General features: G+C 66.1%; 20 protein-coding genes and 1 tRNA gene. 10 read left to right on the plus strand and 11 right to left on the minus strand.

What is annotated here, in order from left to right; all coding sequences use genetic code 11:
• Nucleotides 1-174: 174 nt before the first annotated feature.
• The 7 genes from AC1DD3_RS15540 to AC1DD3_RS15570 form a co-directional block, all read right to left on the minus strand.
• Nucleotides 175-648: an SRPBCC family protein gene (locus tag AC1DD3_RS15540; protein WP_230117956.1), complete on the minus strand. Its 474-nt coding sequence runs from the start codon at nt 646-648 to the stop codon at nt 175-177.
• Complete coding sequence (locus AC1DD3_RS15545; protein ID WP_230117994.1) at nt 645-1,016, minus strand: ArsR/SmtB family transcription factor; 372 nt, start codon at nt 1,014-1,016, stop codon at nt 645-647. Before AC1DD3_RS15545 ends, AC1DD3_RS15540 begins: the two co-directional genes overlap by 4 nt.
• Nucleotides 1,017-1,214: 198 nt before the next feature.
• Nucleotides 1,215-2,117 carry a succinate--CoA ligase subunit alpha gene (gene sucD, locus AC1DD3_RS15550; protein WP_230117955.1) on the minus strand — a complete coding sequence of 301 codons (903 nt, stop codon included), beginning with the start codon at nt 2,115-2,117 and terminating at the stop codon, nt 1,215-1,217.
• A gap of 30 nt (nt 2,118-2,147) precedes the next feature.
• The gene (gene sucC, locus AC1DD3_RS15555) at nt 2,148-3,317 is read right to left on the minus strand and encodes an ADP-forming succinate--CoA ligase subunit beta (RefSeq protein WP_230117954.1); all 1,170 of its coding nucleotides are present in this window, start codon (nt 3,315-3,317) and stop codon (nt 2,148-2,150) included.
• Between the two features lie 224 nt (nt 3,318-3,541).
• Nucleotides 3,542-4,228: a hypothetical protein gene (locus AC1DD3_RS15560; protein WP_476882063.1), complete on the minus strand. Its 687-nt coding sequence runs from the start codon at nt 4,226-4,228 to the stop codon at nt 3,542-3,544.
• Nucleotides 4,229-4,308: 80 nt separating this feature from the next.
• Nucleotides 4,309-6,822 carry a DNA helicase PcrA gene (gene pcrA, locus AC1DD3_RS15565; RefSeq protein ID WP_230117953.1) on the minus strand — a complete coding sequence of 838 codons (2,514 nt, stop codon included), beginning with the start codon at nt 6,820-6,822 and terminating at the stop codon, nt 4,309-4,311.
• A 125-nt stretch (nt 6,823-6,947) separates the two neighbouring features.
• Nucleotides 6,948-7,796, minus strand: coding sequence for an inositol monophosphatase family protein (locus AC1DD3_RS15570; protein ID WP_230117952.1), 849 nt, complete (start codon nt 7,794-7,796; stop codon nt 6,948-6,950).
• A 146-nt stretch (nt 7,797-7,942) separates the two neighbouring features.
• Between AC1DD3_RS15570 and AC1DD3_RS15575 the strand changes: the two genes are divergently transcribed.
• Nucleotides 7,943-8,581 carry a hypothetical protein gene (locus AC1DD3_RS15575; RefSeq protein WP_476882045.1) on the plus strand — a complete coding sequence of 213 codons (639 nt, stop codon included), beginning with the start codon at nt 7,943-7,945 and terminating at the stop codon, nt 8,579-8,581.
• On the opposite strand, the gene AC1DD3_RS15580 is transcribed toward AC1DD3_RS15575, so the two are convergent.
• Nucleotides 8,578-9,366, minus strand: coding sequence for a hypothetical protein (locus tag AC1DD3_RS15580; protein WP_230117950.1), 789 nt, complete (start codon nt 9,364-9,366; stop codon nt 8,578-8,580). The genes AC1DD3_RS15575 and AC1DD3_RS15580 overlap by 4 nt on opposite strands.
• Before the next feature lie 86 nt (nt 9,367-9,452).
• Between AC1DD3_RS15580 and AC1DD3_RS15585 the strand changes: the two genes are divergently transcribed.
• The 3 genes from AC1DD3_RS15585 (at nt 9,453) to AC1DD3_RS15595 (ending at nt 10,485) form a co-directional block, all read left to right on the plus strand.
• Nucleotides 9,453-9,525 (plus strand) — tRNA-Arg (locus AC1DD3_RS15585).
• Between the two features lies 1 nt (nt 9,526).
• Nucleotides 9,527-10,051: a DUF6314 family protein gene (locus AC1DD3_RS15590; protein ID WP_476882046.1), complete on the plus strand. Its 525-nt coding sequence runs from the start codon at nt 9,527-9,529 to the stop codon at nt 10,049-10,051.
• Nucleotides 10,048-10,485 carry an NUDIX hydrolase gene (locus AC1DD3_RS15595; RefSeq protein ID WP_476882047.1) on the plus strand — a complete coding sequence of 146 codons (438 nt, stop codon included), beginning with the start codon at nt 10,048-10,050 and terminating at the stop codon, nt 10,483-10,485. Before AC1DD3_RS15590 ends, AC1DD3_RS15595 begins: the two co-directional genes overlap by 4 nt.
• A gap of 38 nt (nt 10,486-10,523) precedes the next feature.
• Here AC1DD3_RS15595 and AC1DD3_RS15600 read toward each other — a convergent pair whose 3' ends face one another.
• Nucleotides 10,524-12,437, minus strand: a complete 1,914-nt coding sequence (locus tag AC1DD3_RS15600) for an ABC transporter ATP-binding protein (protein ID WP_476877297.1) — start codon at nt 12,435-12,437, stop codon at nt 10,524-10,526.
• A complete protein-coding gene (locus AC1DD3_RS15605; RefSeq protein ID WP_230117946.1) occupies nt 12,434-14,098 on the minus strand; it encodes an ABC-F family ATP-binding cassette domain-containing protein in 1,665 nt (554 codons plus the stop codon). Before AC1DD3_RS15605 ends, AC1DD3_RS15600 begins: the two co-directional genes overlap by 4 nt.
• Nucleotides 14,099-14,294: 196 nt before the next feature.
• Here AC1DD3_RS15605 and AC1DD3_RS15610 point away from each other — a divergent pair, with 196 nt between their 5' ends.
• The 6 genes from AC1DD3_RS15610 to AC1DD3_RS15635 all read left to right on the plus strand — a co-directional run bounded on the left by AC1DD3_RS15610 (nt 14,295) and on the right by AC1DD3_RS15635 (nt 19,200).
• The gene (locus tag AC1DD3_RS15610; RefSeq protein WP_230117945.1) at nt 14,295-15,053 is read left to right on the plus strand and encodes a hypothetical protein; all 759 of its coding nucleotides are present in this window, start codon (nt 14,295-14,297) and stop codon (nt 15,051-15,053) included.
• A complete protein-coding gene (locus AC1DD3_RS15615) occupies nt 15,050-15,784 on the plus strand; it encodes a hypothetical protein (protein ID WP_230117944.1) in 735 nt (244 codons plus the stop codon). Before AC1DD3_RS15610 ends, AC1DD3_RS15615 begins: the two co-directional genes overlap by 4 nt.
• A gap of 93 nt (nt 15,785-15,877) precedes the next feature.
• Nucleotides 15,878-16,615, plus strand: coding sequence for a hypothetical protein (locus AC1DD3_RS15620; RefSeq protein WP_230117943.1), 738 nt, complete (start codon nt 15,878-15,880; stop codon nt 16,613-16,615).
• Nucleotides 16,616-16,916: 301 nt separating this feature from the next.
• Nucleotides 16,917-17,735 carry an amino acid ABC transporter substrate-binding protein gene (locus AC1DD3_RS15625; RefSeq protein WP_476882048.1) on the plus strand — a complete coding sequence of 273 codons (819 nt, stop codon included), beginning with the start codon at nt 16,917-16,919 and terminating at the stop codon, nt 17,733-17,735.
• On the plus strand, nt 17,736-18,401 hold the full coding sequence (locus tag AC1DD3_RS15630) for an amino acid ABC transporter permease (RefSeq protein ID WP_230117941.1): 666 nt from the start codon (nt 17,736-17,738) through the stop codon (nt 18,399-18,401).
• Nucleotides 18,388-19,200, plus strand: coding sequence for an amino acid ABC transporter ATP-binding protein (locus AC1DD3_RS15635; RefSeq protein ID WP_290369728.1), 813 nt, complete (start codon nt 18,388-18,390; stop codon nt 19,198-19,200). Before AC1DD3_RS15630 ends, AC1DD3_RS15635 begins: the two co-directional genes overlap by 14 nt.
• 39 nt (nt 19,201-19,239) lie before the next feature.
• On the opposite strand, the gene AC1DD3_RS15640 is transcribed toward AC1DD3_RS15635, so the two are convergent.
• Nucleotides 19,240-22,272 carry an alpha-mannosidase gene (locus AC1DD3_RS15640; RefSeq protein ID WP_476882049.1) on the minus strand — a complete coding sequence of 1,011 codons (3,033 nt, stop codon included), beginning with the start codon at nt 22,270-22,272 and terminating at the stop codon, nt 19,240-19,242.
• Nucleotides 22,273-22,405 lie beyond the last annotated feature (133 nt).

The raw sequence follows: 22,405 nt of genomic DNA on the forward strand, positions 1-22,405 counted from the left end.
TCCTGACATACTATCAAAGTTATTCGACAAGGAACCGGGCATGAGCCGTCACATCGCGCCCCCGCCCGGATGCGCAGAAACCTGCCGCAGAAAGAAGTACGACGCCGGGCGGTCACCTTCTCCATAAAGGTGACCGCCCGGCGTCGTACTTTTGGTGTATTGCGGCAAGCGGAACTACTTGGCGAGCAACTCCTCCAGCCGTTCATAACCGTCGCTCAAGCCGCCCTCCATGCCGGACTGGGCCATGCCGTCGCGCGCCTCCTGGGTGGGATAGACAGAATGACCCCTCAGCCGGCAGCGGCCGCCGCCGAGGTCCTCGAAATTCATGAATTCGATGCTGACTACGTCCGGGTAGCCGCTGAACTCGAAGGTCTGGATGGCGAAGTCGTTCTCGCGGACTGTATGGAAGATGCCGCTGAACTCGTAAGACACCCCGTCGGGGCCGGTGTGGTTGTACAGGTAGCTGCCGCCGGAGCGGAAGTCATAGTGGTCGATGTCCACGTTGGTGCCGCGCGGGCCCAGCCACTGGGTGATCAGCTCCGGCTCCTTGTGGGCGCGGAACACATCAGCGACCGGGAAGTCGAACTCCCGCTCGTAATCGATGAACGGGACGCCGTCCGGGACGGTGAGTTTAAGCGCGTTGCTCATTGTCTGTCCTTTTGACTGGTGCCGCTTGGCGCGGCATTGGTGCGGAGCACGGCGTCGAGGCTGCGGAACTGCGCCTCACGGACCAACCGGTACTGGTCAATCCACGCGGTGAGCGCTTCGAGCCGTGCGGGGTTCAGGTGGACGGGCCGGCGCTGGGCATCACGGGTACGCGTTACCAGCTGCGCCTGCTCGAGGACCTGGATGTGCTTCGAGATCGCCTGCTTGGTGATCGCGAAGGGTTCGGCCAGTTCATTGACGGTGGCGGGGCCCTTGCTGAGCCGGGAGATGAGGCGGCGGCGGACCGGATCGGACAGGGCCAGGAAGGCCAAGTCGAGGAGGTCGTCGTCACTGCCCGTGTCCGCTGCCACTGCCTTTGCTTCTCTTGCCTGGTTCTTTCTGAATGTAATCAACGTATCAGTTGATCAACCTATCGGTTGTTAACCAGCCTAGACCCGCCCACGATGCCGCGCAAGAGGTACCCCTTAAGCAAAAAACGCGGGGTCACTCCCAGCCCAATCCGGGGGTGGATTGGGCCGGGAGTGACCCCGCGCTGTTTTTAGGCTGGGTTACAGCGTTGCGTAGACTTCGCGCAGCAGTTTCGCGGTCTCGGACGGCGTCTTGCCGACCTTCACGCCGGCAGCCTCGAGGGCTTCCTTCTTGGCCTGTGCAGTACCGGCCGAACCGGAGACGATGGCGCCTGCGTGGCCCATGGTCTTGCCTTCCGGCGCGGTGAAGCCTGCCACGTAGCCGACAACCGGCTTGGTGACGTTGGCCTTGATGAAGTCCGCAGCACGCTCTTCGGCGTCGCCGCCGATTTCGCCGATCATGACGATCGCCTTGGTCTCCGGGTCAGCTTCGAACGCCGCCAGGGCGTCGATGTGCGTGGTGCCGATGACAGGGTCGCCGCCGATGCCGATGGCGGTGGAGAAGCCAAGGTCGCGCAGTTCGTACATCATCTGGTAGGTCAGGGTGCCGGACTTGGATACCAGGCCGATGGGGCCCTTGCCGGTGATGTTCGCCGGGGTGATGCCGACGAGGGCTTCACCCGGGGTGATGATGCCGGGGCAGTTCGGTCCGATGATGCGGGTGACCTGGTTGCCCTCGGCGTCCACCTTGGACTGTGCCAGCGCCCAGAACTCTGCAGAGTCCTGGACCGGAACACCTTCGGTGATGACAACGACCAAGCCGATGCCGGCCTCGATGGCTTCAACAACGGCGTTCTTGGTGAATGCCGGTGGGACGAAGACGATGGAGACGTCGGCGCCGGTCTCTGCCATGGCTTCCTTGACGGTGCCGAAGACAGTGATCTCGTTGTCGCCGTGCAGCACGGTGGTGCCGGCCTTGCGGGCGTTGACGCCGCCAACAATGTTGGTGCCTGCCTTGAGCATGAGGGCGGTGTGCTTGGTGCCTTCGCCGCCGGTGATGCCCTGGACGATGACCTTGGAGTCCTTGTTCAGATAAATAGACATGTTTTCTTTCCTAGATCTCGACAGGCTCGATCAGCGGGCTGCGTTGGCGAGCTCGGCGGCCTTGTCGGCGCCCTCGTCCATGGTGGCGGCCAGGGTAACCAGCGGGTGGTTTGCCTCGGCCAGGATGCGGCGGCCTTCTTCAACGTTGTTGCCGTCGAGGCGGACAACCAGCGGCTTGTTGGCGGAGTGGCCCAGTTCGGCCAGTGCGCCCACGATGCCCTTGGCCACCGCGTCACAGGCGGTGATGCCGCCGAAGACGTTTACGAACACGGCCTTGACCTGCTCGTCGCCCAGGATGACGTCAAGGCCGGCAGCCATGACCTCGGCGGAAGCTCCACCGCCGATATCCAGGAAGTTGGCGGGCTTGACGTTGCCGTGGTTCTCACCGGCGTACGCGACTACGTCGAGGGTAGACATGACGAGGCCCGCGCCGTTGCCGATGATGCCAACTTCGCCGTCGAGCTTGACGTAGTTGAGGTCCTGCGCCTTGGCCTTGGCCTCGAGCGGGTCGGCAGCGTCCTTGTCCTCAAGGGCGGCGTGCTTCGGGTGGCGGAAGTCGGCGTTCTCGTCAAGGGAGACCTTGCCGTCGAGGGCGACAATGTCGCCTGCGCCGGTCAGTACCAGCGGGTTGACCTCCACGAGAGTGGCGTCTTCCTTCTTGAAAACGTCCCAGAGCTTCAGGATGACGCCGGCGACCTTGCTGCGCAGTTCCTCGGCGAAGCCTGCGGCGGCGACGATTTCGTCGGCCTTGGCCTGGTCGATGCCTACGGCCGGGTCGATCGCGATCTTGGCAAGGGCCTCGGGCCGCTCAACGGCGAGCTGCTCGATTTCCATGCCGCCTTCAACCGAGCACATGGCCAGGTAGTTGCGGTTCGCCCGGTCCAGGAGGACGGAGAAGTAGTATTCCTCGGCGATGTCCGCGCCCTGGGCGATCATGACCCGGTGGACGGTGTGGCCCTTGATGTCCATGCCGAGGATGTTGGTGGAGTGTTCAAACGCCTCGTCGGCGGTCTTGGCGACCTTGACGCCGCCGGCTTTGCCGCGGCCACCGGCCTTGACCTGCGCCTTTACGACAGTTACGCCGCCGATCTTCTCGGCAGCTGCCTTTGCTTCTTCAGGGGTATGCGCCACGATGCCAGCAAGCACGGGTACACCGTGCGCCTCGAACATATCGCGCGCCTGATATTCAAACAGGTCCACGGTTTAGTGTCCTCTTCTACGTCGAAGTAGTTTCTGTACAGCCGGAAAACACCACAGATGTGGACCGGGCTGCGGAATAAACGCGCCTGCGGCATGTCCGGAAACGAGCCACGCGGCGCAATGCTCCTCTCGGAACTCTAGTCCTTCATGGGGACAGGCCCGTTCCAGAGTACCTGTTATGTGAGTAAGGACACTATTCTATTGACCGTAGAAAAACCGCATGATTACGGGGATTTTGGGGCCTTGGACGGTGCGGCGGAGGCCTTTTTGCCCGCGTCGGAGATGAGTTCGTAATGATCGCGGCTGACGAAGAAAGCAACGCCGCCGGAGATGTTGCCGCAGGCCACCCCGTTGTTGTACGAAGAGCACCGCAGACCGTTGCGTTCGAGGTTTGCGCCGTCGGGCAGGACAGGCAGCTTGGCGATCACCCCGTCCCGGCTGCCCTTGGGGCCGTATTCGGATTCCATCTCGGTGACGCCGGACCGGCACTCGCCGTAAGTGGCCCGGTCAGGGGTGAGCAGGGCCGCCCCGCCAAGGTAGCCCAGGCCTGTCCCCGTGCAGTCATCCCTGACATCCCGGGCTTCCGGTGCGGGATAGAAGGCCAGTTCGCAATGTGCCACGGGAACGGTGTCCAGTTTCCTGGTGGCAGGGTCATTGAAACTGTTCGGTTCGTACGGCAGGTTGAGGTGGGCGCCGCGGGCAGACGTCAGGGCGCACACCACGTTCCGGTCGGCGGTAACGAAGGCCACGGCGTCCTCACCTGCGGTGAACCCGGCGGCGTCGGCCAGCGGGGCCTGCTTCAGCTGTTCGAGGGCCGGCGGAGGAGGCGGCGGCGTGTACCCGGGATCCGGCACCGCGACGGAACAGCCTGTGGCCGCCAGCAGCGCGAGGGCCGCGATCCCGGATGCCATCCGGCGGGCTGGCTGCCGCCGCACTATCCGGCGGAGCGCGGGGATCCTGCCCGACGGCATGGCGAGGCGGCCCGCCACGGTCAGGCGTCGAGCTTGGTCAGCGGCGCGTAGCGCAGCAGCAGCCGTTTCTCGCCGACGTCGAACTTCACCTTCGCCACAGTCTTGTCCCCCGCACCTTCCACTGCCAGAACAGTCCCGTTACCGAAGCTGGTGTGGTTGACTTTGTCGCCCACGCTGACTGCTACAACTTCCTTTTGCGGCTGTACCCGGTTCTTCGCGACGGCGGCGGGAACGTCCGCGTTGAAGCCTGCCGAGGCGTCTGCCTTGGCGCCGCGGGCCGTCCCTGCTCCCCAGAACGATCCGCCATACCGGCTGGAACCGATGGATGCGCCGCTCCCCCAGCCGCCGGTCTGCCTGCTGGTGCCCTCGCGTTTCCATTCGACGAGCTCCGAGGGGATCTCTTCCAGGAACTGGCTGGCGGGGTTGTACTGGCTTTGGCCCCACATGCTCCGCACCTCGGAGCGGGTGACGTACAGCCGCTTCCGGGCACGCGTCAGACCCACATAGGCCAGCCGGCGCTCCTCGGCCAGTTCCTTGGGGTCGGTGGCGGAGCGCTGGTGGGGGAAGAGTCCGTGCTCCATGCCGGTCAGGAACACCACGGGGAATTCGAGGCCCTTGGCCGTGTGCAGCGTCATCAGGGTGACGACCCCCAGCCGCTTGGCCTCGGCAACTGCGGCATCGATGTCTGCCCCTGGGGCGTCTGGAATCTGGTCGGCATCCGCAACGAGCGAGACCTGCTCCAGGAAGGCGCCCAAGGAGCCCTCCGGATTCTCCTGTTCGTATTCCCGCACGACGGCGACGAGTTCCGCGAGGTTCTCCACCCGGGATTCGTCCTGCGGATCGGTGCTGGAGCGCAGCCCGGCGAGATAGCCGGTCTGTTCAAGCACGGCTTCCAGTGCCGCCGCGGCGCCGGACCCGGCGGCGACCTCGGCGAGGTCGTCGAGGAGCTTCACGAAGCCGAGCACGGCGTTCACCGAGCGGGTGGCCATGCCGGGCGCCTGGTCGGCGCGCCGGGCCGCCGCCATGAAGGAAGTCCGTTCGCGTTCCGCGAGAGCAGCCACGGCGCCCTCGGCACGGTCGCCGATCCCGCGCTTCGGTTCGTTAAGGACGCGCCGGAGGTTGACGTCGTCGTCCGGGTTGACCAGCACGCGCAGGTAGGCGAGGGCGTCCTTGATTTCCTTGCGCTCGTAGAACCGCGTGCCGCCCACCACCTTGTAGGGCAGGCCCACCCGCACCAGGACGTCCTCGATGGACCGCGACTGGGCGTTGGTGCGGTAGAAGATGGCGACGTCCCCGGGGCGGAGGTTGTCCTCGTCCTGCAGCCGGTCAATCTCCTTGGCGATGAACTGGGCTTCGTCGTGTTCGTTTTCACCCACGTAGCCGATGATCTTGTGGCCCGCGCCCTCCGCCGTCCACAGGCGCTTCTCGGGCCGGTTCGGATTGCGGGAGATGACGGAGTTCGCGGCGCTCAGGATGTTCTGGGTGGAGCGGTAGTTTTGTTCGAGCTTGATCGTGCGGGCGTCGGGGTAGTCCTTCTCGAACTCCACGATGTTGCGGATGTCGGCCCCGCGGAAGGCGTAGATGGACTGATCGGAATCGCCCACAACGGTGAGCTCGGCCGCTCCCGGCCCCTCACCCACGATTTCCCGGACCAGCGCGTACTGCGCGTGGTTGGTGTCCTGGTATTCGTCTACCAGCACGTGCCGGAAGCGTCGCCGATAGGAATCAGCCAGCGCCGGGAACGCCCTGAACATGTAGACGGTCTCGGCGATGAGGTCGTCGAAGTCCATGGCGTTGGCCTGGCGGAGACGCTGGGTGTAGCCCTTGAAGACATCCGCCACGGCCTGCTCGAAGGGATCGTTGTGGTTCGCCGAGGACGCATAGGCGTCAGCGTCAATCAGCTCGTTCTTGAGCGCCGAGATCTTGTGCTGGATGGCCTTGGGGGCGAACTTCTTGGGGTCCAGGTCCAGGGCTTTGGACACCTGCGTGACGAGCCGCAGGGAATCCGCGGAGTCATAGATGGAGAAATTGGACTTGAGCCCGACGTTGGCGGCTTCCTGCCGGAGGATGCGCACGCAGGACGAGTGGAAGGTAGAAATCCACATGATCTTGGCCCGGCCGCCCACCAGCGCTTGGATGCGTTCCCGCATTTCGGCGGCGGCCTTGTTGGTGAAGGTGATGGCGAGGATCTCGCCGTGGTGGGCGCGCTTGGTGGCAATCAGGTAGGCAATCCGGTTACTGAGGACGCGGGTCTTGCCTGAGCCAGCGCCAGCCACGATCAGCAAAGCGCTGCCGGCGTGTTTGACGGCCTCTTCCTGCTGCGGGTTCAGCCCCTGCAGCAGGGCGCCGGCGTCCGGCAGCTGGGGCCGCGCCCAGTCACCCGCCGGGCCTCCGGAAGGCTCCGCCCGGCGAGGGCCCCCGCCGCCGAAGTCGGCCGGCGACAGCCCGGATTCAGGGCGCGACTTGGTGAGGGCGGCCGCCTGCGCGCCTGCCTTGAACGGTCCGTCAGCGTACGGGTCAAACAACATATCCATGGTGACTACAAGTCTAGGCGGTGGGGCTGACACTGATTTCCGGCCTGTGGATGACGCCGGATCCGGCGTCGCAACGCTTGTCCCCGAGAAGCCGGTCCCCGAGAAGCGGGGCCGCGCCGCAATAGCTAGTCCACAGAGCCTGACTCAAGAGCCGCACGCAACTGGTGTACCGCCGTCGCGCCCCCTGCCATGAACCACTCAAGGCCGTTCACGGAGACGCTTCCGGCGGCGCCGCCGGCGGCGAGCACAATTGCTTTCCCCGGAAGCCAGTCCCACTCCGGGCAGCTGTGCTGGAACCAGCAGCCGAGCTCTCCGTCGGCCACGCGCCCGAGGTCGCAGGAGCCGGACCCGAGCATGCGCAGCGTCGCCGCGGAAGTGGCGGCAGCATGCCAGGGCATGGCGCACATGGGGTCCGCCAGCCAGCGGGGGTGGATGTACGTGGCGGCGCCGATGTCGGCGAGCGGGGCCGCGCTGCGGTCCGCGCCGGCCGGCTGGAACGTGGTGAGGGGGGCGCCGTTAAGCGTGGCCGCGCGGCCCGTGCCGCCCAGCCACAGTTTGTCCTCCTCCGGCTGGAAGATGGCACCGAGCAGCACATCGGATTCATCTTTCAGGGCAATCGCCGAGCACCAGTACGTGGATCCGTTCAGGAAGTTGTAGGTGCCGTCCACGGGATCAATGACCCAGGTACGGCCGCTGCTTCCACGGACGGCCGCTCCTTCCTCGCCGAGCACGCCGTCGTTGGGCCGGCAGCGCTGCAGCTGTTCCAGCACGTAGGCTTCGGCGGCATGGTCTGCCGCGGTGACGACGTCGGAAACCGAGGTCTTGCGCTGGGCGTCAAGGCCGCCCTGCCGCATCATCAGCGCCAGCATTCCCGCTTCGCGGACCAGGCCGGATGCCAGCTCAAAATCGTCAAGGTCGGGGCTCAGGTTGGCCGCACTGTGTTTACCCAGCTTGTGTCTTCCAAGTTCTGTCACGGTCCCCAGCCTATCGGCGGCCACCGGCACTGAACAGGCGGCCCCGACCAGGCGGCACATAACAGGCGGCCCGGGGACGTGGCGGTGGCGCAGCCGGCCGGAGCGGACGCGGGCAGCGGTCGTGAATCGCGGGCGATAATGGACGCATGGCCAAGACACCTGCACAGCGGATCAAGAAGCACGGCGCAAAGGCCGCAGTCCCCCAGCACCACCTGCCGCCGGTGATCAACCCCACCACGGCCCGCACGCCGGAGAAGGCGCAGAACAACAGCAACGTGATCCTCATCGCCGGCCTCGTGGCCAGCCTGTTCCTGTTCTGGTACGTTCACCTGCTCACGCTGAACCAGCTCACCCAGCTTTCGGGCGGCCTGCCGATGCCCGATTCGCTCATCGGCGGCTTTGATCCGGGCTTCGCGGAGCAGCTGCGCAGGGCGCTGGACGGCGATGCCCGCGGGCAGCTCAACTACATCCACAAGACCGCGGGCACCTTGTTCCCGCTGATCTTCGGCTTCACCTGGCTCCTCCTGATCGGCACGAATGTGGCGAAGAAGGCACTCCGTTGGGCACTGTGGTCCCTCCCGCTGCTCTTCGTGGTGGCCAGGCTATGGGCCAACGTGGCCATTGACGCGATGGTGTCCGCTCCCACCCTCGACGCCGGGCAGGTCGCCTTGGCGTCATTTCTCACCGTTGCCGGCTGGGTGCTGCTGGTGGTGAGCCTGGCCGCCGGCGGCGCCGCCGTCTTCCTCGGGCGCCGGGCTGCCAAGGAAGCCGCCAAGACCACCTAGGTGGGCCCAGTCCCTTGGACGGCACGGGCCCGCAGGGCCCTGCGCACCGACCGCTCCTGCCGGACGCGCTGGGCAATGACCAGCCCGGCTGCAGCCAGGCCAATGGTGATGGGATAGCCCATCAGCCGCTCCAGTGTGCCCGGCTCGGGGACATGAAGGCCGGTGACGCCCGACGTGACCACGGCCGCCGCGGAGACGCCGCCCGAGGCGAGAATGAACCACCCCAGCGGGGTCTGACGCAGCCACAGACCGCCCAGCAGCAGCAGCGCGAGGGCTCCGGCGCTGAAGTACATCACCGCCCCGGCGACGTGCCAGCCGGAGCCCAGGTCCTCGGGCACAAGACCCACAATGACTGTTCCGGTGCCGGCCGTTCCGGTCAGGACGCGGGCACCCACCGCCGCGAACCACGGCGTCTCGCCGGTGTGGCTGGCCGCCACGCGGACTCCGGGCCGGGCAGCGATCCGCAGCAGTGCCGAACCCAGCAGGAGCGCGCCCAGCAGCATGCCCAGGCCCTGGACCACGAACGAGGCGTTCATGAGGAAGTGCAGCGGCGAGCAGATGCTCCGGTCCTCGTAAATGCCGCAATGGACAGCCCCCAGGTCACTGATGAGCCCCGTCCGCCGGCTGTACGGTTCAGGCCCGGCCCAGGCCCCGATCACTGCGGTCTCCGCGACGAAATACTGCACGACGCTGAGCACCGCCCAGGCCCCGATGTAGTGCCTGGTCGAGGCGGTATCGGGCAGGAAGGTTTCCCGGACGGACGGGGCGTGAGCTGCGGCGGCCATGCCAAGAGCGTAGTACGCGCCGTCACCTTGTATGCTTGTAAGCGTGTCCGAACGGGCCGGCCCCGTGCCGGTTGCGACGGACGCCCGCCCTCGTAGCTCAGTGGATAGAGCACGGCTCTCCTAAAGCCGGTGTCGTTGGTTCGATTCCAATCGAGGGCACTTGAAAGCGCAGCACACATCCGGGCTCCGCGCCTACCTGCTGGGTCCTCCGCTTCCGGACTCCGGCCGTGAGGGACGCTGGTCCGTGGAGCGGACGCTTTTTGATCGCGCCGCCGGGACCCGCGGCACCTTTACCGGCGTCGTGGTTTTTTCTGAGACGGCCGACGGCGGCGGGCTGCGTTTCCATGAAGAGGGCACCGTGCGCTGGCCTGCTTCGGGCGGGGGGATCTTCGCCGGCCCTGCCACGAGGGAGTACCTCCTCAGGCCCACGGAGTCGCCCGACGCCCTGGACATGACGTTCCCCGACGGCCGGCCGTTCCACCGGATGAGCTTCTCCACGGACGCGGGCCAGGACCAGCACTGGTGCGATCCAGACACCTACCGCGTCACGTACTCGCAGCGCGGTCCGGATGAATTCGGCTATGTCTGGGACGTCACGGGCCCCCGCAAGGACCTGCTGCTGGAATCCGTGCTCCGGCGGATCACCGCAACGCACGGCGCCGGGGAGCTAGGCTCGAGGGCGTGAATCCGCGCATCATTGTCTCCGCCGTGTGTGTCTATGACGCCGCCGGCCGGCTCCTCACCGTCCGCAAGCGCGGCACGGACAAGTACATGCATCCCGGTGGCAAGCCCGAGCCCGGCGAGACCGCCGTGCAGGCCGCCGCCCGGGAGCTCGCGGAAGAAGTGGGGATCGTCATTGACCCGCGCGAGCTGAAGCCCATGGGTGTTTGGCTGGCCGACGCCGCCAACGAGGCTGCAACGGAAATCGAGGCCACCGTATTCACGGCCCCCGGGACCTGGGTTGCCCACCCCTCGGCCGAGATCGCCGAAATCCGCTGGCTGGACCTGGCAGCCGAGCTGCCCGCCGACCTCGCGCCGCTGCTCACGGACCACGTCCTCCCGGCGCTGGCCCGGCGTCCACTGACACCGTCATCGAGTAGTGAGATCTCGGCACTTTGACGGTGCCTAAGCGCCGAGATCTCGCCCGTCGATGACGGTCAGAGCTCTGGGACCGCTTCCTCGGCCACTGCGGTGGCCTCGGCGAACTGCGTCCGGTACAGCTCTGCATAGCGGCCGTCGGCGGCGAGCAGTTCCGTATGCGTTCCGCGCTCCACAATCGAGCCGTCCTCCACCACCAGGATCACGTCCGCAGCACGGATCGTGGAAAGCCGGTGGGCAATCACGACGGCGGTACGCCCCTCGAGTGCCGCGCCGAGCGCCGCCTGCACGGCGGCTTCGTTGGTGGAGTCCAGTGCCGCCGTCGCTTCGTCGAGAATGACCACCCGCGGCTGCGCGATCAGCAGCCGGGCGATGGTGAGGCGCTGGCGTTCGCCGCCGGAGAGGCGGTAGCCGCGCTCCCCCACCACGGTGTCCAGCCCGTCCGGCAGCGAGCGGATCATGTATTCGAGCCGTGCCTGTCGCAGCACGTCCCACATGTCCTCCTCGGTGGCGTCGGGCCGGGCCAGCCGCAGGTTGGACGCGACGGATTCGTGGAACAGGTGCCCGTCCTGGGTGACCATGCCAAGGGTGTCCCGCATGGAGTCGAATGTGAGGTCGCGGACGTCCAGCCCGGTTCCGGAACCACGGCCGCCGAGCCGCACGGCGCCGGAGTCGACGTCGTACAGCCGTGAGAGCAGCTGTGCGACGGTGGATTTTCCGGCCCCTGACGAGCCCACGAGCGCCACGGTCTGGCCGGGTTCCACGCGGAAACTGATGCCGTGCAGCACTTCCTCGCCGCCGCGGGTATCCAGTGTGGAGACTTCCTCGAGCGAGGCAAGGGAGACCTTGTCCGCGGACGGGTAGGCGAACCGGACGTCGTCGAACTCCACGGCCACAGGCCCAGGGGGGACGGCAACGGCGTCGGGCTTTTCCTGGATGAGCGGCTTCAGGTCCAGGATTTCGAACACGCGCTCGAAGCTGACCAGGGCGCTCATGATTTCCACGCGGGCGTTGGACAGCGCGGTGAGCGGCGCATAAAGGCGGGTGAGCAGCAGGGCCAGCACAACGACGTCGCCGGGTGCGAGCTGGCGTTCAATCGCGAGCCAGCCGCCGAGGCCGTAGACGAGGGCCAGCGCAAGCGCCGAAACCAGCGTCAGGGCCGTAACGAAGGTGAACTGCAGCATCGCGGTCCGCACACCGATGTCCCGGACCCGGCCCGCACGGAGCGCGAACTCACGGGATTCGTCCGCCGGGCGGCCGAAGAGCTTCACGAGCGTGGCGCCGGGGGCAGAAAATCGTTCCGTCATCTGGGTGCCCATGGCGGCATTGTGTTCCGCCGCTTCGCGGCGGAGATCGGCCAGCTTGGAGCCCATCCGGCGGGCCGGAATCAGGAAGATGGGCAGCAGGACCATGGCCAGCACGGTGACCAGCCAGGAAGTGTTGAGCATGACGATGAGGGTCAGAATGAGGGCCACCACGTTGCTGACCACCCCGGACAGCGTTCCGGCAAACGCGGACTGCGCCCCGATGACGTCGTTATTCAGCCTGCTGACGAGGGCGCCGGTGCGGGTCCGCGTGAAGAAGGCAATGGGCATTTTCTGCACATGGTCGAACACCCGGGTGCGGAGGTCAACGATGACACCTTCCCCGATGGTCGAAGACAGCCAGCGGCTCACCATTCCCAGCGCGGCTTCAGCAACGGCAACCCCGGCGATCAGCCCGGCCAGACGGATCACCTCATCCGTGCCCGCGGACGCGACGATGGCGTTGACGACCTGGCCGGCGAGGACCGGCGTTGCCACCGCCAGGAAAGCCATGACGATGGACACGGCCACGAAGGCAATCAGTTTGCCGCGGTGTGGCCGCGCGAAACCAAGAACGCGCTTCAGCGTCTCCTTGGAGAACGGCTTGGAACCGCTCTTGGCGCGGGTGATGTTGTAAAGCGAGCGCCAGGCCACGCCGTCCATGCTCATAGTTTGTGCTCCATCTTGCCTGTCATAACTTCAGTGACCACGCCGTTGTCCACATTCCAGCGCGCATCGAGCCGGACGTTTTCGAGCAGGCGGCGGTCGTGGGTGACCAGGAGCAGGGCACCGTCGTAGCTTTCCAGCGCCTCCTCCAACTGTTCGATCGCGGGCAAATCCAGGTGGTTGGTGGGTTCGTCCAGGACCAGCAGGTTTACGCCGCGGGCCTGCAGGAGAGCCAGGGCGGCGCGGGTGCGTTCCCCGGGCGACAGTGAATCCACAGTGCGGGACGTGTGGTCCGCCTTGAGTCCGAATTTGGCCAGCAGCGTGCGGACCTCTGCCGGAGTCTGATCGGTCAGCACGGCTTCGACGGCGGTCCCGAGGTTCAGGTGGCCGGCCAGCAGGCCGCGGGCCTGGTCGATTTCGCCGACGGCCACCGAAGCGCCCCTGGAAGCGTCACCGGAATGAGGCTCCTGGATTCCCAGCAGCAGGCGAAGCAGCGTGGACTTGCCCGCGCCGTTTGGCCCGGTGATGCCGATCCGTTCGCCGGCGTTGAGCTGCAGGTTCACGGGGCCCAGTGTGAAACTTCCCTGCCGGACCACCGCGTCGCGGAGTGTGGCCACCACGGAACTGGAGCGCGGCGCCTGGCCGATGCTGAACTGGAGCTGCCATTCCTTCCGCGGCTCCTCCACCGCATCCAGCCGGGCGATGCGCGATTCCATTTGCCGGACCTTCTGCGCCTGCTTTTCCGATGACTCTGTGCTCGCAGCGCGGCGGATCTTGTCATTGTCCGGGCTTTTCTTCATCGCGTTCCGGACGCCCTGTGAGCTCCACTCGCGCTGGGTCCGCGCCCGGGACACCAGGTCCGCCTTGGTGGAGGCAAATTCCTCATAGCGTTCGCGGGCGTGCCGGCGGGCGACGGCGCGCTCCTCGAGGAACGCCTCGTAACCGCCGTCGTACACCGCCACGGAATTCTGGGCGAGGTCCAACTCCACGATGGTGGTCACGCAGCGGGCCAGGAATTCGCGGTCGTGCGACACGAGCACCGCGCCGCCGCGGAGCCCCTGGACGAACGATTCCAGCTTGGCGAGTCCGTCGAGGTCAAGGTCGTTCGTTGGCTCGTCCAGCAGTACGATGTCGAAGCGGCTCAGCAGCAGGGCGGCGAGCGCAACCCGCGCTGCCTGGCCTCCCGACAGGCCGGTCATTTCGGCGTCCGGCCCAATGTCCAGTCCGAGATCGGCGAGGACGGGCGGAATGCGCTCGTCAAGGTCAGCGGCGCCGGAAGCCATCCAGCGGTCGAAGGCCAGGGAATACGCATCGTCGGCGCCGGGCGCTCCTCCGCCGAGAGCCTCTGCGGTGGCTTCCATCTCGGCGGTGGCCTGGGCGCAGCCGGTGCGGCGGGCGATGTAGGCAGCCACGGTTTCACCGGCCATCCGCTCGTGTTCCTGCGGGAGCCATCCCACGAAGGCGTCTGCCGGGGCGAGGCTCACGCTTCCTTCCTGCGGCAAATCCACGCCGGCAAGGAGGCGGAGCAGCGTGGATTTGCCGGCTCCGTTGGCACCGACCACGCCAACAACGTCCCCCGGGGCCACCGTCAGGGAAAGCTTTGAGAAGAGAGTGCGGTGATCATGACCGCCCGCAAGGTCTTTGGCAACAAGGGTTGCAGTCATTAGTCCATCCTCTCACCGCTGCCCGTTTCGGCCAGAGAAATTCCGGCGGGCATGAAAGAACCCGCTGGTCCGGACTTGGGGGGTGTACGGACCAGCGGGTTCGAGAAACTAGCATAGTTGAAGCTGTGGGCTGCGTAAAATCGAGAGTGGCGGCAGCTACTATCGTGCCAATCATTCGTTCAGCAGAGAGCGTTCCATGCCACTCCCCGCCAAAGCGTTCCAGCGCTGGCTACACGGCATCGCACCTGACACCAGCATGGCCGATGTCTCCAGGCTGTCGCAGGTCAAGCGCACCACCCTGGCCCAGCAGCTCGTCCGGGGCAAAGTGGCCGAAGCGACGGTGGTCAGCATCAGCCGGGCCTTCAACGTCAATCCGGTCGCCGCGCTGGCCTATTTTGAGACCTACCGCGATCTTGCCGAACCCCAGGTCCCTCCTACCCCGCAGGAGCTGGTCAGCCAGATTGCCACCGTTGATCTGCTGCGGGCGGTCATTGCACGATCCGCACCGGAAGCCGGATCCGGCGCCGACCCCGGATCGGGCGCGCAGCAGGCCAAGCGGCCGGAACTCGGCCCGGCGCCGCACGTCACCTCCGTGAAGAACTGGGTGGACGCGATTGACGACGGCGAACTCCGCCACCGCGTCTCCGCCGCCACGGGCATCGCACCGCAGAACTATTCGGCCCAGCTCACCGCAAACCGGCTGGCACCCGAGGTGGCCATAGCCACCTCCCGGGCTGCCGGCGTCGGACTGACGGGAGGGCTGGTGGCCACCGGCCTGATCACCGAAGCGGAAGCCGGGTGGGAGCCAGGGGCCCGGCAAGCGGCGCTGGACAGGCTGTCCGACGGCGAACTGGCAGTCCTGGCTGGAGACCGGCTGCAGGCGGTCGGGAAGACACTGCGGCGCCAGGAACAAGACCAAGAACAAACCGAAAAGATCTGGGAGAACCTCGGATGATCGAGATCCTGCAGTGGACCACCCTGATCGCATGCGGCGCTGCGGCGCTGTCCCGGATCCCCAATCTGGTCCGCAAGAAGAACAGATCGCTGTTCTACATTCTGGCGCTGATGACCGTTGCCATCCTGCTCAGCATCAAGGGCCCCTACATGGCCATTGACAGCCTGCTCGGAAACACTAACGTGGCCAACCTGCTCCTGCGCTTCATCATCTTCGCGGCCGTCTACGTCCTGGGCATGCGCATCGCTAAGGGTTTCGGCGACCAGCCCGGCCTCCGGCTCATCCGCGGCCGCCGCGGCACCTTGGTCCTGGGACTGATCTCCGCAGCAATGCTGGTCTTCTTCGCCCTGATGGACAGCGAGGGTTCGTCAGTGGGCCTTGTGGGCGTATATGCCAAGGATGAGCGGAACAGGGCGCTGGTCGAGTACTACGGCGCTGCCGGCCGCGCCTATCCGGCCTATGTTTCCCTAGCCATCCTGCCCGGCCTGCTGCGGGCAGTGCGCGGCACCCTTCCCGCTCTGCTTCGCATCAGTGCCCTGCTGCTTGCCATCGGGGGGATAGCCACCATCCTCAGCCTCTTCTTCCCGGTGATTCCAGCCGCATTGGGGTACCTCACGTTCGTTATCAACTACACCGCCATCCTGTGCTTTGTGGTCGGGCTGACGCTGATCTGGCTGGCCAAGCTCCGGGCGGGCAGGAAGGTCACCGGCGCGCTGTCCGCCCCTGACTGACGGGGCATGCCGGACCACCGTCGAGCGCCCGGCAATCCCACGACGCGAGAATCAAGACCAGGAAACAAACCGAAAGATCTGGGGGAATCGCGGATGACAGAGATCCTGCAATGGACCACCCTGATCGTTTGCGCCGTTGCCACCCTGGTCCGAATTCCGAGCACCCTGCAGGGCCGGAACCGCTCGCTCTTCGTCATCTTCCTTTTGGCCACGGCTGCCGCCGCACTCAGCATGGGACCGTTCTACCTGGCCATCGATCGCGCTGTTGGCGGCATTAACATTGCCAACGTCCTGCTGCGGCTTATCGTTTTTGCCACGCTTTTCCTGGTGGCGCTCCGCGTGAGCAGGGCATTTGGCGCCGCCGACGCATACCGCCTCATCTCCGGGCGATTCGGGCTCGCCATGCTGGGATTGTTTTCCGCGGCCCTGGTCACGATCTTCCTGGCCATGGACTCTTCCGGGTCATCCCTGGGCCTTGCGGAGGTCGGCGGGACAAGTGCCCGCAACGCTGCCCTGCTGCCTTTCTACTGGGCCGTCGCACGTGGTTACCCGGTCTACGTATCGCTGGCACTTCTGCCTTGCCTGCTCCGGGCCGCCAACAGCAGGCTGCCCTCCCTCGTCCGCACGGGGGCGTCCCTGATGGCGGCAGGCGCCGTGGCCACAACGGCAGGACTCGTGCTGGAGTTCACGGGGCCGGCCTTCACCTTGCCGCGGCTCGTGGTCAACAACGGCGCCGTCGTGTTCTATGTGCTGGGGCTTGGAATGGTCTGGCTGGCCCGGGTCCGGGCCACAGGTTTCCGTGCGCCGGGGACGTCATCTACTGAAAGGTAGGGCGGCGGGATTCACAAAATCATTAGACCGTGAGAGAATCATGAATGTGTGAAAGCAGTTGCTGCCTAGCCTTCCGTGAAGACGGGGCCGTGGCGCCTGCCGGAGCGCACATTGGGGGGATGAGTGGTGGCGGGACGTTGGGGACCGCCCCCACTCAGCCTGTTTAAGGGCTGTAGCTGTCCCCCGTAAGATGGCGAAATAAAACAACTTTCCAAGTGCGTTGTGGGGGGTAGTGTCGCGTGTGACCGGCTCCGGCCGCCGTGACAAAGCCCTACGCAGCCAGCAAGAAGAAGGAACCGCCATGAACCGCCTCCACACCCGCCGCAGTGCAATCGCAGCCACGCTCGCAACTCTCGCGCTCGCGCTGTCCGGCTGCGGCGGCTCACAGGCGCCGGCAGCAAGCAGCAGTTCGGATTCGTCGCTGAGTGACGTGAAGTCCAAGGGTGAGATCGTCATTGCCACCGAGGGCACCTACAAGCCCTTCAGCTTCCACGCCGAGGGCGCAGGCGAGCTCACCGGGTTCGACGTCGAAATCGCCAAGGCGGTCGCCGGGAAACTGGGTGTGAAGGCAAAGTTCGAGGAGACCCAGTTCGATGGCATCTTCGCCGGCCTTGATGCCAAGCGCTTCGACACCATCGCGAACGAGATCTCCATCAATGCCGAGCGCAAGGCAAAGTATGACTTCTCCACACCGTACACAGTCTCCACGGGTGTGATCGTGACCAAGGCGGACAACAACAGCATCACGGGTTTCGACAGCCTTAAGGGCAAGACCACCGCACAGTCGCTGACCAGCAACTTCTACAAGCTGGCCGTCGATGCCGGCGCCAACGTCCAGTCCGTGGAGGGCTGGGCCCAGGGCGTGACGCTGGTCCGCCAGGGCCGGGTGGACGCGATCGTCAACGACAAACTCACCTACCTTGACTACGCCAAGACCAACCCGGACGCCGGACTGAAGATCGCCGCCGAAACCAAGGAAAAGTCGGAGAGCGCCTTCGCGTTCCGCAAGGGATCCACCGAACTCACCGCCGCCGTGGACAAGGCAATTGCCGATCTCCGGGCCGACGGCACACTGACCAAGATCTCGGAGAAGTACTTCGGCGCCGACGTCACCAAGTAGATGCCGTTTAACTGGGACCTTGTCTGGAGCTCCTTCGGCCCGATTGTCACCGGGGCCATCACCGGGACCATCCCGCTGACCCTGGCCTCCTTTGCCTTCGGCCTGGCCCTTGCTCTGCTTGTAGCGCTCATGCGGCTCAGCCGGAACCCGGTGGCGTCAGGGGCGGCGAGGTTCTATGTCTCGGTGATCCGCGGGACGCCGCTGCTGGTCCAGCTTTTCGTGATCTTCTACGGCCTGCCCAGCCTCGGCGTAAAGCTCGATCCCTGGCCCAGCGCCATCATCGCCTTTTCACTCAACGTGGGCGGCTATGCGGCCGAGGTGATCCGGGCGGCCATCCTCTCGGTCCCCAAGGGGCAGTGGGAAGCCGGGCACACCATCGGCATGTCACGGGCGCAGGCATTGCGCCGCATCATCCTGCCCCAGGCAGCCAGGGTGTCCGTGCCGCCGCTGTCCAACACTTTCATCTCCCTGGTCAAGGACACCTCGCTGGCCTCGCTGATCCTCGTCACTGAGCTCTTCCGGAATGCCCAGCAGATCGCTGCGTTCAGCCAGGAGTTCATGGCGCTGTACCTTGAGGCCGCACTGGTCTACTGGGTCATCTGCCTGGCGCTGTCCACCGGCCAGTCCGCCCTCGAAAAGAGATTGGACCGCTATGTCGCCCACTAGCCAGCCCGCCCGCGCAGGCGCGCCCCAGCCAAAACCGGTGCTGTCGGTCCGCAACCTGGCCAAGGCCTTCGGCAGCAACGTGGTGCTCCGGGACATCGACCTCGATGTCCGCCGCGGCAACGTGGTGGCCCTCATCGGGCCCTCGGGTTCCGGCAAAACCACTGTGCTCCGTTCGCTGAACGGACTGGAAACGCCCGACGCCGGCACCGTCACCTTCGCGGACACCGCCACCGGCACGGACCTCGCGCTCGACTTCTCCGCCAAGGTTGCCAAGAAGGACATCTCGGACCTCCGCGACCGCAGCGCCATGGTCTTCCAGCACTACAACCTCTTTCCGCACATGACGGTGCTGCAGAATGTCATTGAGGGCCCCGTCCAGGTGCAGAAGCGGAAGAGGGCGGAAGCCGTCGCCGAGGCGGAGAAACTGCTGGCCCGCGTAGGGCTGGCTGACAAGCGTGATGCCTACCCGTTCGAGCTGTCCGGCGGGCAGCAGCAGCGCGTGGGCATTGTGCGTGCCCTGGCCCTGAAGCCCCAGCTTCTGCTGTTCGACGAACCCACCTCGGCCCTGGACCCGGAACTGGTGGGCGAAGTCTTGGGCGTCATCCAGGAGTTGGCCGAGGAGGGCTGGACCATGGTGATCGTCACGCACGAGCTGGCCTTCGCCCGTCAGGTGGCCGACGAAGTCATCTTCATGGACGGCGGAGTGGTGGTGGAGCGGGGCCCGGCGGCAGAGGTGCTGCGGGCGCCGCGCCAGGACCGCACCCGGCAGTTCGTGCGGCGCCTGCTCCACGAATTCTGACCCGTTTGTGACCGCCGCCGGCGCCGCCCCGCTACCGGGTCAACGGGCGAACCTGAGCGTGACCAGCTGGAACGGACGCAGCGTGAGTTCCGCGGATTCCCTGCCGGCCACCACCCCTGGTGCGTCGACTTCCCGCTCGAGCAGATCCACGGCGCGGACGCTTTTGGCCGGAAAGTTGGCGGTGAGCCGTCCGGCGGAGCGTTCACCCAGCGACTCGTAAAGGCGAACGATGACATCTCCCGAGCCGTCCTCCGCCAGCTTCACCGCTTCAACGACCAGTGCCCTGTTGTCCACGGTGACCAGTGGCTCAACGGCATGGCCGCCCGTCATTCTCCGAGGGGCTAGGTTGGCGCGGTATCCTTCCTCGACGGCCTCGGCGATACCTGCGCCGGGCCGGATCCAGACGTCCAGCACATGCCGGCCCCGGTCGGCATTGGGGTCCGGGAACTTGGCCGCGCGCAGCAGCGAGAGCCGGACGGTGGTGGTGGTGCCGCCGTCGTCGTCGTCCCTGATGCTCCTGGCCACATCGTGCCCATACGTGGAGGCATTGGCGATGGCCACGCCATAGCCGGGCTCGGCGACGTGGATCCAGCGCTGGGCGCAGATCTCGAACTTCGCCGCCTCCCAGGACGTGTTCACGTGGGTGGGCCGGAAAACGTGCCCGAACTGGGTCTCGGCGGCTGAACGGTCCGCGCGGAGGTCCAGGGGAAAGCCCAGCTTGAGCAGCTTCTCGCGTTCCTGCCAGTCCACGTCGGTGGAAATGCCCAGCGCGCCGGCGCCGGGCGACAGGGTGATGCGCTGCGTGATGCGCGAGGCTCCGGTGAGGCGCTCAATGACGACGACGGCGTCCCCGCCTTGCTGCTCCAGCGTCACCGAGGCCGCGTCGGTCAGTGACGTGACATTCCGCCGGTAGAACTCGTCGATGTCCCAGGCGTCCCATTCGTTGGGGGTGTCGCGGTGCAGCTCCAGGTGGTTGCCGAACTGGCCCGGGGCGATGGCTTCCCTGCCGCTGGCGTGGTCCCGCAGCGAAGTCAGCAGGCCGTTGGCGTCCAGCACGGCACTGATGATCCCGTTGTCCAGCACGAAGCCGCCGTCCCGGGCGGCAGTCCGAACGGGCGTGCCCAGCTGAACCGGCAGCGCGGCCGCGAGCGCCGGCACCCCGTTGCGCTCATGGGGGCTCGCGTTGAGTAGGAACTCCTCGCTGCCCTCCCCCAGCGCAGCTGCCGCAGCCTTGGCGATGACCGCCTCGAGTCCCCTGGCCACGGCGGCGTAATTCCGTTCGGCGTCCTGGTGCACCCAGGCGATGGAGCTGCCGGGCAGGATGTCGTGGAACTGCTGAAGGAGCACCAGCCGCCACAGCCGCTTCAGCTCAGCCGCAGGATACGCAAAGGAGCCACCGGTGCGGACCGCGGCAGTGGCGCACCACAATTCCGCTTCGCGGAGCAGGTGCTCGCTGCGCCGGTTGCCCTGTTTGGTACGGGCCTGGCTGGTGTAGGTGCCGCGGTGGAGTTCCAGGTACATCTCGCCCACCCAGACCGGCAGCGCCGTGTACTCGGCCTGGGCCTGCTCGAAGAAGCTCCGCGCCGTTCCGATCCGGACCTTGGGCGAGCCCTCCAGGTCCTCGGTGCGGTGGGCGGCGGCAAGCATTTCCCGGGTGGGTCCGCCTCCGCCGTCGCCGTAGCCGAAGGGAACCAGCGAGATGGTGCCGTGGCCATGGTCCCGGTAGTTGCGTTCGGCGTGGGCGAGGTCCCGGCCGCTGAGCTCCGAGTTGTACGTGTCCACGGGCGGGAAATGCGTGAACAGCCTGGTGCCGTCGATCCCCTCCCAGTTAAACGTGTGGTGCGGCATCCGGTTGATCTGGTTCCAGGAGATCTTCTGCGTCAGGAACCACTGGCTGCCGGCGGCCTTGACGATCTGCGGCAGGGCCGCGGAGTAGCCGAAGGAGTCAGGAAGCCAGGCCTCCTGACATTCGATGCCGAACTCGTCCAGGAAAAAGCTCTTTCCTTCGAGGAACTGCCGGGCCATGGCCTCACCGCCGGGCATGTTGGTGTCGGATTCCACCCACATGCCGCCCACGGGAACGAACTGGCCGGACTTCACCTTCTCCCGGATCCGACCGAACAGCTCTGGATAGAACTCCTTGATCCACGCCAGTTGCTGTGCTGAGGAGCAGGAGAACACGAAGTCGGGATCATCATCCATGAGGGCAACCACGTTCGAAAACGTCCGGGCACATTTCCTGATGGTCTCCCTGACCGGCCACAGCCAGGCGGAGTCGATGTGGGCATGGCCCGTTGCGAGCAACTGGTGGGCGGAGGCGTAGGCGGGCCTCGCCAGCACTTCGGCGAGTGCGGCCCGGCCTGCCGATGCGGTTCCGGCGACGTCGTCCGGATCCATGATGTCCAGCATGCGCTCGAGCGCGCGGAGGATCTCGTGCCGCCGGGGCAGCTCCATGGGCAGTTCGTGCATAAGGCCCCTGAGCGTCCAGATGTCCTGTTGCAGCTCCCATACGGGCCGGTTCAGCTCGGCTATGGCAATGCTGCCCAGGCGGTACTGTGGCCGCGTCCCGGCGGTGGCCTTGTCCCCGTAGGGCGTGGCCGCGAAGCTCCAGCCCTGGGCCACGTCCGGGTTGGCAGCTGCCTCCACGTAGAAGTCCACAGCCATCCCGCTGCCCAGGAGCTTGAGCGGAATGTACTGGTTGCGTGGAGAAATTGCCTTAATGATGCTGCCGTCAGGACGCCAGGCGGTTCCTTCGCACTGGAATCCGGGGATCTCGGTAGTGAACCCCAGGTCCACCACCATCTCCACCTCGGTCTCTGGTGCCGTGCCCCAGGAGTCGGGAACCTCGCCTTGGAGCCGCAGCCATTTGGTGCCCCAGGGGCGGCCCCAGGCGGCACCGTGTTCCTGTGGCACGAAGTCCTGGCGCAGGGCCTGCGTCACAGGGACGGGTTCATCCGGAACGTCCCAACTGCTGAGTGCCAGGGGTACACTTCGCGAGTAGATCGCGGGGGTGATCCGCTCCCGCAGGAAGCGGTCGAGGCGGACTTCCGTGATCCGGCGGTCGTCGTGCAATGTATTCCTCTTTAATGCTTTAAGCCGGTGCGTCCTGTGCCGGCTTCCTCGCGGGCCTGGGCGTCACGCAGCTGATGTCCGGGCAGGTTCGCTGCCGTGAAAGAGCGGATCGTGTCCATTCGATGGATAAAAT

The organism is Arthrobacter sp. 05T444, assembly GCF_056395905.1.